Source organism: Brachybacterium kimchii (genome assembly GCF_023373525.1).
In the GTDB taxonomy this organism is placed as follows: Bacteria; Actinomycetota; Actinomycetes; order Actinomycetales; family Dermabacteraceae; genus Brachybacterium; species Brachybacterium kimchii.
In genome coordinates this window covers 3623576-3636289 of sequence record NZ_CP097218.1, presented here as the reverse complement: position 1 = coordinate 3636289, position 12714 = coordinate 3623576, and the positions used below count along the sequence as shown (strand labels likewise).

Annotated in this window: 13 protein-coding genes; 7 read left to right on the top strand and 6 right to left on the bottom strand. The window is 70.5% G+C overall.

What is annotated here, in order from left to right; all coding sequences use genetic code 11:
- Positions 1-39 precede the first annotated feature (39 nt).
- From M4486_RS16555 to M4486_RS16545, 3 genes are all read left to right on the top strand, one after another.
- A complete protein-coding gene (locus M4486_RS16555) occupies positions 40-1092 on the top strand; it encodes a restriction endonuclease (RefSeq protein ID WP_249478407.1) in 1053 nt (350 codons plus the stop codon).
- An 82-nt stretch (positions 1093-1174) separates the two neighbouring features.
- Complete coding sequence (locus M4486_RS16550; RefSeq protein WP_249478403.1) at positions 1175-2389, top strand: TerB family tellurite resistance protein; 1215 nt, start codon at positions 1175-1177, stop codon at positions 2387-2389.
- Positions 2386-3774 carry a hypothetical protein gene (locus tag M4486_RS16545; protein WP_249478400.1) on the top strand — a complete coding sequence of 463 codons (1389 nt, stop codon included), beginning with the start codon at positions 2386-2388 and terminating at the stop codon, positions 3772-3774. The genes M4486_RS16550 and M4486_RS16545 overlap by 4 nt, the downstream gene beginning before the upstream one ends.
- A gap of 157 nt (positions 3775-3931) precedes the next feature.
- On the opposite strand, the gene M4486_RS16540 is transcribed toward M4486_RS16545, so the two are convergent.
- From M4486_RS16540 to M4486_RS16525, 4 genes are all read right to left on the bottom strand, one after another.
- Positions 3932-4246 (bottom strand): 4a-hydroxytetrahydrobiopterin dehydratase, encoded by a 315-nt coding sequence (locus M4486_RS16540; RefSeq protein ID WP_249478398.1) that lies wholly within the window; start codon positions 4244-4246, stop codon positions 3932-3934.
- Between the two features lie 256 nt (positions 4247-4502).
- Complete coding sequence (locus M4486_RS16535; RefSeq protein ID WP_249478396.1) at positions 4503-4778, bottom strand: hypothetical protein; 276 nt, start codon at positions 4776-4778, stop codon at positions 4503-4505.
- Complete coding sequence (locus M4486_RS16530; RefSeq protein WP_228357202.1) at positions 4775-5092, bottom strand: hypothetical protein; 318 nt, start codon at positions 5090-5092, stop codon at positions 4775-4777. The genes M4486_RS16535 and M4486_RS16530 overlap by 4 nt, the downstream gene beginning before the upstream one ends.
- A gap of 115 nt (positions 5093-5207) precedes the next feature.
- Complete coding sequence (locus M4486_RS16525) at positions 5208-6749, bottom strand: SPFH domain-containing protein (protein ID WP_249478395.1); 1542 nt, start codon at positions 6747-6749, stop codon at positions 5208-5210.
- 303 nt (positions 6750-7052) lie between these two features.
- Here M4486_RS16525 and M4486_RS16520 point away from each other — a divergent pair, with 303 nt between their 5' ends.
- The 4 genes from M4486_RS16520 to M4486_RS16505 all read left to right on the top strand — a co-directional run bounded on the left by M4486_RS16520 (position 7053) and on the right by M4486_RS16505 (position 9941).
- Entirely contained in the window at positions 7053-7493 is a 441-nt protein-coding gene (locus tag M4486_RS16520) for a hypothetical protein (RefSeq protein WP_249478393.1), read from the top strand.
- Between the two features lie 59 nt (positions 7494-7552).
- Positions 7553-8011: a GNAT family N-acetyltransferase gene (locus M4486_RS16515; RefSeq protein WP_249478391.1), complete on the top strand. Its 459-nt coding sequence runs from the start codon at positions 7553-7555 to the stop codon at positions 8009-8011.
- An 89-nt stretch (positions 8012-8100) separates the two neighbouring features.
- On the top strand, positions 8101-9363 hold the full coding sequence (locus M4486_RS16510) for an MFS transporter (RefSeq protein WP_249478389.1): 1263 nt from the start codon (positions 8101-8103) through the stop codon (positions 9361-9363).
- A 170-nt stretch (positions 9364-9533) separates the two neighbouring features.
- Positions 9534-9941: a hypothetical protein gene (locus M4486_RS16505; protein ID WP_249478387.1), complete on the top strand. Its 408-nt coding sequence runs from the start codon at positions 9534-9536 to the stop codon at positions 9939-9941.
- Between the two features lie 108 nt (positions 9942-10049).
- Here M4486_RS16505 and M4486_RS16500 read toward each other — a convergent pair whose 3' ends face one another.
- Together M4486_RS16500 and M4486_RS16495 are read right to left on the bottom strand one after the other, a co-directional pair.
- Entirely contained in the window at positions 10050-11378 is a 1329-nt protein-coding gene (locus M4486_RS16500; RefSeq protein ID WP_249478385.1) for a GmrSD restriction endonuclease domain-containing protein, read from the bottom strand.
- A gap of 189 nt (positions 11379-11567) precedes the next feature.
- A complete protein-coding gene (locus M4486_RS16495; protein WP_249478382.1) occupies positions 11568-12596 on the bottom strand; it encodes a methyltransferase in 1029 nt (342 codons plus the stop codon).
- Positions 12597-12714 lie beyond the last annotated feature (118 nt).

The following is a 12714-nucleotide window of genomic DNA, read 5'->3' as shown; positions in this document are numbered from 1 at the left end:
TTTCTTCAAGGCGCCGGCGCTCTCACGTAAGGTGCGCTCATGGTCAGCACAGCATGGGTGATCCGGTCAGGGCGCTATGGGGAGCGAGATGAGTGGGCACTTGAGAATGGGTGCTCCGGTGGCGGATGGCGCGAGGTCCCTGACCTGACCGGCGCCACATCGCGCGAAGACATCCAAGTGTTTGTCGATGAGGCGTACGGGCAGGATTCTTCCAAGGCCCGCACCAATTCTGTATCCCAGCTCTGGGCGTTGCGCGGGCGCATCTCCGTCGGTGACCTGATGGCGATGCCCATGAAGACCACGCGCGAGATAGCTCTGGGACGAGTGACCTCGTCGTACGAGTACATCGCGGGCAACGAGCCGGACCACCAGCACGTGGTGCGCGTCGACTGGCAGCGCCAGGTGCCGCGATCCGCGATGAAGCAGGACCTGCTCTATACCCTGGGCAGTGCGCTGACAATCTTCTCTCCGAGCCGCAACAACGCTGCCGCGCGCCTTGAGCACGTGCTCAGGACGGGCGAGGACGTGGGCTCAATTGGTCTCACCTCACCTACCCCGATCCCGCCGAGCGAGCGCTCGAACATCGGGCAGGCGGAGGTCGTCGACGATCCCGAGTCCGAGCCCGATATCGAGGTCATCGCGCACGATCAGATCACGTCGCGGATCGCCGAGGAGTTCTCCGGGCACTCCTTCGCCCATCTCGTGGCCGAGCTCCTGCGAGCCGAAGGCTTCGAAGCCGACGAGGCACCGCCCGGTGCAGATGGCGGCATCGACATCACCGCGGGGCGCGGCCCGCTCGGGCTCGAGTCCCCGAAACTGATCGTTCAGGTGAAAACGCCGCAGATCGGCTCAGAAGTGGTGTCGCAGCTCAACGGTCTGGTCCACACTCATGGCGCGGACTATGGCTTGCTCGCTACATGGGCCGGCTTGTCCAAGCCTGCGCGCGACGTGGTGAAGCACCAGCGATTCCGGGTGAAGGTCTGGAACTCGTCAGACATCGTCGAGGCATTCTTCCGCAACTACGAGAAGCTTCCCGAGAGCATCACGGAGCGCGTTCCTCTGCGGCGAGTCTGGATGCTCAAGGACTCCTGACTCCTCTTCAAGGTCGGCGCCAGGACCGCGCCTGGATGTCCCCCTCCCTCACTATCCTTTCCCCAGGGGAACAAGGGGAGCCATGAACGACATCGAGAAGACGCCGACCAGGGCGATCCGGTCCACGGAGAAGCTGCGACGACGTGCCGTCGACGCGGGTGCGGCAGCGCAGTCGCGCCTCGCGACGACCACCCGCGCAGCGCGCTCACGGCTGGTCGAGGCGGCCGGCACGACGAGCGCTCACGTGAAGACCGCGGCCGGCAGCGCCCAATCCACCGCCTCCGACGCATTGAAGAGGCTTCCGCTCTCCCGGGATCGTGCACTTCGAGCGGAGATCACGCCGTCGGAACTGTCTGCCGACGTGAAGCTGAGCCTCTGTCGGGAACTGGTGGCCCTCGCACAGGCCGACGGCGCGCTGCATCCCAGTGAGATCTCTGCGCTGTACCTGTTGCTGACCACGATGGATCTGGACCCCGAGGCACGCACCGAGCTCCGCGGGCTCATCGCCGCCGCCCAGCACACGCCCGTCGGCACCTCGCCTCGCGACGACGCCCTCGACGCCGGGCACGCACCGGGAGCCTTCCTCGACGACATCGCCGAAGAGCATCGTGAGGCCGTCGCCACCGCTGTCGTCCACCAGATGGTGAGTCTGGCGCTCTCCGACGGAGACATCAGCGACATGGAGCGCGCGGTGATCGACGAGGTCGCCACGAGGGTCTTCGATGAGCGGGGTCCGCACCTGGTGGCGTCCATCGAGCGTCTCGTCGAGAAGGAATCCGAGTTCCTGGCCGGCCGCATCACCACCAGCCAGTTCGAGACGGCGACGAAGGACATCGCCGCGAAGGCCGCCGCCTTCGGCACGCCGATCGCGGCTATCTCCCTCTTCGGCAGCGTGACCGGACTCGGAGCAGCCGGGATCACGTCGGGCCTGGCAGCACTCGGGTTCGGCGGCGTCCTGGGGCTGAGTTCGATGATGACGGGGATCGGCACCGTCGTGATCCTCGGCGTGCTCGTCCACCAGGGCACCCGATACGTGCTCGGCACGAACGAACGCAGCCGGGACACCCGTCGCGAACATCTCATGCAGCAGGTGATCGGTCAGCACCAGCGAGCGATCGCCGACCTGACCGACGACATCGGCGCCCTCGCCCGTCGGATGGAACAGCAGCTCGCGCGCACCACGGCCAACGAGCAGAACCTTGCCGACCTCCGCAGCGACCTCGAGGCGTTCCAAATGGCGCTCGCTGACCTCCAGGCCAGCAAGACGGCCGTCGAGGAGCAGGCGGCCGGCGCATGACGCGCCGCCCCCTCTCCCACTCGTCCACCGCGGTCGCCTACCAGGACGTGACGCTCGGCCGGTTGCGTGGGCTGTTCGATCAGATCGACGTCGATCTCGAGGGCGTCCTCCTCCGGGAGGAGAGCGTGGCGCGCTCGCTGCGCGAGACGTCCTCGGAGATGGACGCCGTGCGCGCACGGCTCGCGGCCCTCGGGATCCAGGCACGGGGCGTGCGGCGAACTCGCCTGCCCACCGGCCCCGACTTCACCGAGCCGTCCGTCCCGCGCTACCCGGTGCCGGAGACGATCCGTGAGACGGATGTCGAGCAGCTCTCCCGACGGGCCGAAGCGCACCTCGAACGTCTCGGCATCGACCTCTCCCGAGACCCTCTGCAGCAGGTCCTCCCGGATTCCCGGATCGCTTCCTCCCTGGAAGCCTTCTCCCGCGAGCACGGGGACGTCTCCTGGCGCAGCAGCGACTGGGGCGTCGTCCTCGCCGCGGGAGCGATCGCCACCCTCCTGGACATCGTGCTCGTGCGGATCCCGCGCGATACCCACTTTCTGGGCCGGGGACAGACTGGCTCACCGCTCACCGGCTGGCTCCAGGACAAGCAACGGGCCGCGTCGATCCATGCACGGTTCCTGCGCCGCTTCGAGGCCACCGCGAAGGTCCCGTACGACGCGGCGACGAACGCTGCCACCGGAGGGCTGGTGGACGGGATGCGGCCCGCGACGCACCGACTGCAGAGCTTCGGGCATGATCCCCTGCTCGGTTTCCTCTGCGGCGTCGCGGACATCATGCACGGCACGGGCACGTACGTCGACAAGGCGGGGAAGGTCGTGCAGGTGGCCACCGGCAGCGTCCCGGTCGATCTGATCTCCGCGCTCCTGATGCAGATCCGACATCTGCTCTCGGACGTGTACACACCCGCGGGATTGCCCGCTCCCCTGTTCTCCCTGCTCCAGCTCGGCACCGTCGCGTCGCCCTTCGCGCTCGGCCCGTCCGGGGTGAAGGTGCCCTGGACCGACGTCGCGCGGTTCATGTACACGCACGGCTACGACCTGCGGCACTGCTTCTCGATGGGCGTCGTCCCCGGCACTGTCGAGATGATCATCCACGCCTACTGGCTGCTCGACGGCTTCGCCCGAGGAGTCGACCCGGCGCAGCGCAAGCGCGAGACGCTCAAGTTGCGCTCCATGCTGCTGATGGGCCACTCCCTCGCGACGTCGGGCACGCTGCTCAAGACCGGCGTGCTGTTCGGCATGAACCCGCTGGCCCTGAACTACTCGCAGCTCCTCGCCATGGGGCCGACGTCTCTCGCGTGGCTGCGTGAGTCCTCGGCTCGCGACCGCCGGATCGCGCGCGGCCTCGAGGAGACTTGGGAGCAGCTGGCGAGCGGTCTCTGAACCTCCGCCGATTCGCGCGGATCTCCTGCTGTGCCGATGGCGGACTCTGTGTCACCCGACGCCCGTGCTCTCCGCTTGCTATCCGCCGTCTCCGCAGCGGTCGACGATCCCTGCGTCCGTCCCGAGCCTCACGATCGACGGGGCAGGAAGGCCTGCGTCACCCCTCGCCCACCGCGACACCCAACGCCTCCGCGTGCCCGCTGGCCAGCCGTGCGAGGTCGATGTCCCGCGAGGTGATGCCGCCGACGTCGTGGCTGGACAGCGTCACCGTGACCTCCGGATACGTCAGCACGATGTCCGGGTGGTGATTCGCCTCCTCTGCCGAGGCGCCGATGCGGTCCACGAGGGCGAGCCCGGTGGCGAAGTCGCCCGTGGCGAAGCGGGCGGTGAGCTGCTCACCGTCGAGCGTCCACCCCGCCGGGGCGGCCTCGCTGATCTCCGATGCGGTCAAGGTCTTCTTCGGATCGGCCATGTGCCCATCGTGCGCCTCCGGATCCACGAGGGCCACACCTCCGGCTGGTGCATGGGGCCGCGGCTGCTCGGGACGGACTGGCTTCCGGCGGGGGCGTGAACCGGTTCTGCGCCTCGGCTACGACCGTGCTTCGCCGAGTGGTCGTCCCGTTGATCGCCGCGAGCGTCATCGTCGCGGCTGTCGCGGTCTCACTGGTGGCGGAAGTGATCGGCACACGCAGCAAGCAGCCGGAGGTCCGACCCCGCGCTCCGCCCCGTCAGTCGAAGATGCTCAGCATCCGGAACGGCAGCTTGATCAGCCACCAGATCCCGCGGCCCACCCAGGCGATCGCGGACCAGGGCACCAGGAACAGATCCCAGATGCTGTAGGGGCTGGTGCTCGAGGCGCGCCGCGCGCGCTCCTGCATCTCCGGGTCCTCCGGTCCGGGCACGCCCGACGCGTACTGCGAACCGTCCGGCGACGTGGGCTGCGAGCCGTACTGCGCCTCTCCGTTCCCCGAGGCGCCCGCCGCCCCGTTCCCGAGCCCGCTCACCGCGCCGGTCCGCCCCGCTGCGCGAGCTTGTCCTTGAACCCCTGGAAGGCGCCCTTGATCCCGGTGGGCTCGTCCTCGTCCTCGGACGGCAGCTCCACGTGGTCGACGATCGCGCGCATGGTGGCGACGTCGATGCTGGGCATCCCTCCCCCGAGCAGCACGCCGATCCTCTCGCCGACCAGCACCTCGAGCCCGTCGGCCGCCTGCTGACCGCGGGACTCGCGGGCCGTCTCGAGGCGGTCGCGCAGCATCCGCTCGGCGGCGGCCGATGCGGGGACCGGCTCCGGATGGCCGGCGACGGAGATAAGTTCCACGGGTGCGTCCTCTCGGGCTCGGGCGGCGGTGTCTGCCCCGGCGGCGTCGCCGGGCGGTGGCGGATGGACCGACGGTGTCGCCGGGCCCGCAGCAGCGCGGCGCCCGGCGGACCGATCAGTCGGTGCCCGCCCCATTCTGCTCCGGGCGCGGCGAGGCCGGAGCCTCGTCCGCGGTCTGCGCTCCCGTCTCGCCCGTCGGTCGCGGCTCGCCAGCCCCACTCTTCCCGGCGACCCCGCCGGCACGGTGCGATCCGTCCGTCCCGCTCGTGCCCTGCCCCCGCAGCGCCTCGCCGATCGCCTCGCCCTGGGCGCGGCCCTGGGCCTCGCCGGAGACGCGGCCCTGGATGAGGTCGGGGATGCTCAGGCCGAGCGTCGCCTCGACGGTGTCGAAGACACCGCGCAGGGCCCCGGCGGACTCGCCGGAGAACTGCTTGCCGGCGACGTCGCCGTCGTTGCCGCCGGAGCTGACCACGGTGATCTCGCCGATCTGCGCGTAGCCCTTGGCGAAGGTCTCCATGAGGGTGGGCAGCTGGTCGACGACGCGCTGCGCGAGCAGCGCCTCCTGGTTCTCGCGCAGCGCCTCGGCCTCGGCGCGCATGGCGTCGGCGCGGGCCTCGCCGGCCAGTCGCTCGGACTCGGCGTCGGCCTCGGCGCGCAGCTTCACGGCGCGGGCGTCGGCCTCGGCGACCTCGGCGCGGGCCTCGGCCTGGCGGCGCTGCTCGAATGCGGAGGCCTCCGCGTCCTTCTGCCTGCGGTAGAGCTCGGCGTCCGCGACGCGCTTGACGTCGGCGTCGAGCTGCGCCTGCTTGTTCTCGGCCTGCTGCTGGAGGACCTCCTGGCGGGACTTCTCTCCCGCCAGGGCCTGGGCCTGCTCGGCCTGCGCCTGCGCGCGCCCGACCTCGGCCTGCGCGTTCGCCTTGTTCGTGTCCAGCGCCTGCTGCTCGACGAGGTTCTGCTCCTCGTTGCGGATGCGCTCCTTGGCGACGGCGCGCTCGGCGTTGGTCTGGCTGATCTCGGCCGCCTGGCGCTTGTCCTCGATCTCCGGGGCGCCGAGGGACTGGATGTAGCCGACGCCGTCGGTGATCCCGCGGATCTGGAAGGAGTCCAGGATCAGGCCCTGCTCGCGCAGCTCGGGGATCACGGTCTCGGCGATCTGCTCGGAGAAGACCTTGCGGTCGCGCATGAGCGAGATGACGGACTGCTGGGCGATCACGCCGCGCAGCACGCCCTCGAGCTGGTCCTGGGTGAAGGACTCGATGGCCTCGTCCTGGGAGGCGAAGCGCTCGGCCGCCCGGCGCACCAGCTCGCGGTCCGAGCCGATCTTCACGAGCGCCACGGCCTCGACGGCGAGCGTCACGTTGTCCGCGGACTGCGCCTCCGCGCGCATGTTCACCTGGCGCTGGCGCAGCGAGATGACCTCGTGGCGCTGGGTGATCGGGTTGACGATCGCCTTGCCGTTGACGACCACCGTGGTCGCGGAGGTGGAGCCGTCCTCGTTCTTCTGGCTCTTGCCGGAGATGACCAGCGCCTCGTCGGCGCGGGCGACCTTGATCCAACCGCGGACCAGGAAGAACGCGATCACCGCGATGACGAGGAGGGCGACGACGACCACGGCGATGAAGCCTGCGATCCCGATGCCGAGGAATGTGCTTCCCATGGGAGTTCCTTCTGGGGAGGGGACAGTGGGGCAAGGATCCCATGGATCCGTGCGGGACAACGGCGCCGAGAGAACCTGTGGATGGGCAGAAGTCCCCATGGACCGGCGGTGTCGGGAGCCGTAGGTTGACGTCGGCACGGGCAGATCAGGAAGCGGCGCTGCGAGGGGACGATGTCGGGATTCTCGGGAGCAGTCACCCACCAGCTCCGCGCGTTCAGCTCGGCGTCGGATGCGCAGCCGCCTCGCCCGGGAGCACGACCTGGTCGGGTCATCCTCCGCCCAGCACTCGGAAGGGTCCGTGACGTGAGACGACGAGCTCTTCTCACCCTGCTCCCCCTCGCGGTCGGCACGATGCTGCTGGCCGCCTGCGGGAACTCCGACCTCGAGGAGACCGAGATGGATGCCGAGACCGTGCTCGACGCTGCGGGCCTCAGCGCCCCGGATCTGGAGGCCTCCGTGGCCGACGCACCCCTGAAGGGCGACGAGACATGGAGCAGGGTCGTCACCTTCTCCGGCCCCGCCGACGTGATCGACGCATGGGTGGCGGACAACTTTTCCGGCGGCATCGAGTCCCGCGCCTTCAAGGACGACATGGCTGCGGCGACGGAGCGTCTGGGGGACGGCACGCAGAAGAAGGGCGACCGCATCGCGGAGGGCGTCGAGGGGTCGGCGGCGTTCGTCGTCGTGGTCGGGCAGGAGGACGAGCCCGTCGTGCATGTGGCGGTGCGGCAGACGGGGCGCTGACCGTGTCGACGACTGGACGCGACCCGGCGCTCAGCCGGGCCCCTGATGTACTCGCTCGGATGGATCTTCACCCCCGCACGGCGGCCGACGCGCCGGCGCTCACCACGTTCCTGCGCGAGGTCGATCTGACCCTGAGCGGCCTGGATGCGCCGACCGTCCGACTGTGGACCCAGCGCGATGAGCAGGGCGCGATCGTCGCGAGCACGGGATTCGAGATCAGCGCCGACGGCCGCCACGCGCTCATCCGCAGCGTCGCCGTGAGCCCTACGCACCGCTCGCGCGGCCGCGGCACCGCGCTCGCGCGCTTCGCCCTGGAGCGCGCGGCGCAGGAGGGCGCGCGGACCGCCTGGCTGTTCAGCCGCCGGTCCGGACCGTTCTGGCAGTCCCTGGGGTTCGCCCCCGCGCACCGCGAGGACCTCGCCGAAGCCCTCGCACAGACCCATCAGGTGCGGCTCTTCCGGGAGACGGGCCAGCTGGAGCGGGAGGTCGCCTGGTCGCGTCCGCTGAGCGCGGACTGACGCGTCGGGGCGCAGGCCTATACGATCGATCGGTCCCCACCGCTCCCAGCGTCGGCAGCGATGATCCGCCCCGTTCCGCTGGAGATGCCGTGACCCTGCCCTCCCCGTCGAGCCAGACCCCGTCGCCCCAGACCCCACCGGCCGCGACCGCGTCGCCCGCCCCGCTCGCGCCCGAGCGTCTGCGCCTGGTGATCCTCGCGATGGCCCTCGGCGCCTTCGCGATCGGCACCACCGAGTTCGCCTCGATGGGGCTGCTGCCGCAGATCGCGCGCTCGGTCGAGGTGAGCGTCCCACAGGCCGGCATGCTCATCACCCTCTACGCGCTGGGCGTGGTGATCGGCGCGCCCGTGGTGACGATCGCCGCCGCGAGGATGCCGCGCGCCCGGCTGCTCGTGCTGCTCATCGCCCTGATCGGCGCGGGGAACCTGATCTCGGCGATCGCGCCCACGTTCTCGATCCTCGCGATCGCGCGCTTCGTCGCCGGACTCCCCCATGGCGCCTTCTTCGGCGTCGCCGCGCTCGTCGCCTCCCGCCTCTCCCCTCCCGGCCGGCGCGCCCGCTCGGTCTCCAAGGTCATGCTGGGCCTGACGATCGCGACCATGCTCGGGGTGCCCGCCTCGACCGCGCTCGGCCAGAGCGTCGGCTGGCGCGCCGCCTACTGGATCGTCGTCGTCCTGGCGCTCGCGAGCACGCTCGCGATCTGGCGTCTCGTGCCCGAGCCCGAGGGGTCCGGCACGACCGGTTCGATGCTCGGCGAGCTGCGCGCGCTGCGCCGCGCGCAGGTGTGGCTGGGTCTGGGCATCGGCGCGATCGGCTTCGGCGGCATGTTCGCCGTCTACAGCTACATCGGCGAGATCGTCCCCGGCGTGCTGGGGCTCCCCGAGCGCGCGGTGCCCGTGGCGCTGTTCGTCTTCGGCGTCGGCATGACCGTGGGCAACATCGTCGCCGGGCGCCTCACCGACCGCTCGATCTACGGCACGATCCTCCTGGGCCTGGTGGGCATGGCGGCGAGCTTCGCGGTGTTCGCGCTCGTGGCGCACTGGGCCGTCGCCGGCATGATCATGCTCTTCGTGATCGCCGTGACGTCCCAGCTCATGGGCCCGTCCCTGCAGCTGTTCCTGCTCGATGCCTCGCCCGACGCGCCCTCGCTCGCCGCGTCCCTGCACCATTCGGCGCTGAACATCGGCAACTCGCTCGGCGCGGCGCTCGGGGCCGCGGTGCTGGCCGCCGGCTGGGGCCTGCTCGCCCCCGCGTGGACGGGCATGCTGCTCGCCGTGCTGGGACTCGGGATCGTGGGGATCTCGTACGGGGTGCATCGTCGCGCGTCGAGGACGGCGGCCGACGCCCTCTGACGTCCGCGTGAGCACCCGCGTGAGCGTCCACGTGTCGTGCCTGGCGTTTGACAACGGGTCAAACGTAGGCAAAGAGTGGGTCAACGACAGTGCATGATGCACGGGGTCGGTCATCCGGACTCTTCCCTCCCCGGGGCATCTCGTCACCTCGAAGGAAGGTCTGATCCAGTATGACCCGCACTCGGAAGCTCGCCATCGTCGCCACCGTCGGCCTCGCCGGAGCGCTCAGCGCCCCCGCCGCCCTCGCCGCGCCGACCACCGCCGACTCCGCGCGGGGCTCGGAGACCACCCAGAGCTCGCAGAGCACCACCAGCCCCGTCGACTACGCGGACCGCACGGTCCGGGAGTTCGGCGTCGGCGACGACATCGACCTGCAGCGCGACACCACCAGGAGTGCGCGCGCCGACCTCGTCGACCACGCCACGGCCGCCAAGCACTGGAAGCGCCTGGATGCCGAGGGCGCCGCGGGCCACGTCTACGTCACCTACGTGAACACCGAGACCGACGCGCAGATGACCATCGGCGTGAAGACCTCGACGAACATGCACGGCGACCACCTGGTGGACCAGGTGCGCTGACGCGGACATCGTCGCCGCGCGGGATCCTGCCGTGCAGGATCCCGCCGGCACAGGGCCCTGCACGGCAGGGCGAGGGCGCGGGACCACCGAGTGGTCCCGCGCTCTTCGTCATTCGCAGCCGACGCCGTCGCCGTCGCGATCCAGCTTCCGCGAGTAGCCCGGCTCGCCCGCATAGATCGGATCCTTGCCCGCGGCCCGCACCGCGTCGCAGTTCTTGTAATACGTGCTCCCCGAGCCCCCGCTGGAGCCGGAACCCGATGAGCTGGAGCCCGAGGACGAGCCGGAGCCCGGCGAGCTCGAGGACGACGACGTCGAGGAGCCCGATGAGGACTTCGACGACTTCTTCGAGGACGAGCCCGAAGACTTCGACGATGTCGAGGACGAGGACTTCTTCGAGGACGACGACCCCTTCGACGAGGACCCGGAGCTCTTCGAGGACGTCGCGGGCTTCTTCGTCGGCGCCGGCGCCTCCCGGACGTTGTCGCCCTCCCACCGGTCGGGGGTGGCGACGGCTCCGGCGAACGCCGGGGTGTCCTCGCAGCCCTCGAGCACGGAGCGCATCGCGTCCTTCTCCGCGGGCTTGACCCACAGCTCGTACTCGGCCTTCACGGCGATCTGGCGGGCGACGTACTCGCAGCGGTACGCCTTCCGGGGCGGCAGCCAGGTCGCGGCGTCACCGTCGCCCTTCTTCCTGTTCAGGCCGCTCTCGACGGCCACCAGGTTCAGCGGGTCGTTGGCGAACGCGTGGCGGGTCTCCTCGTCCCAGCCCGAGGCGCCCGTCTGCCAGGCGTCAGAGAGCGCGACCAGGTGGTCGATGTCCAGGGAGTTGTCGTCCTGCTGGTCGAAGGAGACGTCGTCGCCGCTGTAGGGCGAGGGGCTGAGCGTCCCGGAGAGCACGACGCAGCCGTCGGTGCCGTGCTTGAGGACCACGTCGGACAGGTCCCGGCGCAGCACGTCGTTGCGGGTGTCGCAGCCGTTGTGGTCGACGTCGTCGCGCCAGCCGAACAGGTCCCGGTCGTAGCCGGTCTTCGGCGCGCGCCCCTTCACCTCGAGCGTCTCCAGCATGCCGAGCGCCGTGGAGGCGTCGGGGGTCGCCGACGCGCTGGCAGATGCCGACGGCGCGGTCGACGTGGCCGCCGCCGTCGACGCATCGGGCGTCGCGCTCGCGCTCGGCGTCTCGGTCGGGGTCGCCGACTCGGAGGCCGACGGCGCGGGCTCCTGCGATGCCTGGGCGTCGCGGTCGGCGGACTGGGCGACCACCGTGGGGTCATCGCTCGGGGTGGGCGTCATCGGCGCGACGAACACGCCGATGACGCCGAGCGTCATGAGCAGGAGGAATGCGAGACCGCCGCAGCCGCAGCAGGAGAGCGCGGAGATGACGCCCACCTTCTTCCTGCCGGTGAGCTTGTCGGTGAGCGCGCCGAGACGAGGAGCCATCAGTGTCCTTCGAGGAGAAGAGCCGAGGAGAGGAAGAGGTCGCCGCGGCACCGGCCTCGGTGCTCCCGCAGCGTCGTCGATGCGGGGTGGTCCCCTCAGGCTCAGTGTCGGCGAGTCTCCTGCTCAGCGGGTAGTGCGTGCGTCACCTGGACGGTCTCGAATGGGTCACGATCCGGCGCGAGGGCGGCATCACACCGCTTCGACCTCCAGCACGCAGTACGGGGGCGACAGCTCGGTCGTGGCCGTGCGGGCGAGGCCGGCGGCGGCGAAGAAGCGGTCGAAGTCGGCGAGATCGTGCTCGCGCGCGCCCGGTGCGATCGCCAGCATGTTGAGGTCCATCAGCGCGGCCGTGCCGGGATCGTCGGGCGCGCCCGTGACCATGTCGACCACGACCACGCGGGCGCCGGGCCTCATGGCCTGCCGGCACCGCTGGAGGACCCGGATGCAGGCGTCGTCACCCCAGTCGTGGAGGACGAACTTCACCAGGTACAGGTCGGCCTCGGGGACCGCCTCGAAGAAGTCGCCGGGAACTGCCCGGCATCGCTCCTGCATCCCGCGCGCCGCGATCTCCCGCTCCGCGGCGGCGGTCACGTGCGGGAGATCCAGGACGAGGCCGTCGGTCCCCGGATGCTCGGCCAGCATGCCCAGGACGAACGCCCCGGTGGCGCCGCCGACGTCGACGATCGTGGTCCCCGGCCCCGCCTCGATCGCGACGACGGCCTCGCGGATGGTCGGAGTGGACAGCTCGGCCATCGCGCGGCTGAACTGGTCCGCCTCCACGGGATGCTCGGCGAGGTAGTCGAAGGTCGATCGACCGACGGCCGAGCCCACCTGGTTCTCGCCGGTGCGCACGCACTCGGTGAAGCGGCCCCAGGCCTGCCAGTGCAGCGGTGCGTTCCAGACCAGCGCGACGTTCCGCAGGGAGTCCGGCGCGGAGGCGCGCAGACGGTCCAGCAGCGAGGTGCTCGCGAAGCAGTCAGTCTCGGGATCGTGGCTCACGAGCCCGGGATCCACGGCGGCGCGGAGCAGCCGGAAGGTCGCATGGGGGTCACTCCCCGCGAGCTCGGCGATCCGGGCGGCGGTCTTCGGTCCGTCGTGCAGGTGCTCGGCGATCTCGAGATGGGCCAGTGTGGCGGTGAGCTGGCTGACCCAGAACCCGGTGATCGTCGACATCATCGCCTGGTGGTCCTCGGCGGTGTAGGTCTCGGCGGCAGTCATGCGTCCTCCTTGTCGAGTGACGCCATCCGAGACCGTGTGGTCGGAACAGGGTCAAGACCGCGCGCGATGCCAGTCTCCTGGGCGTCCGCCTGGTGCCGCCATGCGCTCGAGATGTTCC

Coding starts and splice junctions, on each gene's coding strand:
- M4486_RS16540 (WP_249478398.1), bottom strand. CDS start 4,246: ATGGCCGATCCGAAGAAGACCTTGACCGCATCGGAGATCAGCGAGGCC.
- M4486_RS16550 (WP_249478403.1), top strand. CDS start 1,175: ATGAACGACATCGAGAAGACGCCGACCAGGGCGATCCGGTCCACGGAG.
- M4486_RS16505 (WP_249478387.1), top strand. CDS start 9,534: ATGACCCGCACTCGGAAGCTCGCCATCGTCGCCACCGTCGGCCTCGCC.
- M4486_RS16500 (WP_249478385.1), bottom strand. CDS start 11,378: ATGGCTCCTCGTCTCGGCGCGCTCACCGACAAGCTCACCGGCAGGAAG.
- M4486_RS16555 (WP_249478407.1), top strand. CDS start 40: ATGGTCAGCACAGCATGGGTGATCCGGTCAGGGCGCTATGGGGAGCGA.
- M4486_RS16495 (WP_249478382.1), bottom strand. CDS start 12,596: ATGACTGCCGCCGAGACCTACACCGCCGAGGACCACCAGGCGATGATG.
- M4486_RS16525 (WP_249478395.1), bottom strand. CDS start 6,749: ATGGGAAGCACATTCCTCGGCATCGGGATCGCAGGCTTCATCGCCGTG.
- M4486_RS16545 (WP_249478400.1), top strand. CDS start 2,386: ATGACGCGCCGCCCCCTCTCCCACTCGTCCACCGCGGTCGCCTACCAG.
- M4486_RS16515 (WP_249478391.1), top strand. CDS start 7,553: ATGGATCTTCACCCCCGCACGGCGGCCGACGCGCCGGCGCTCACCACG.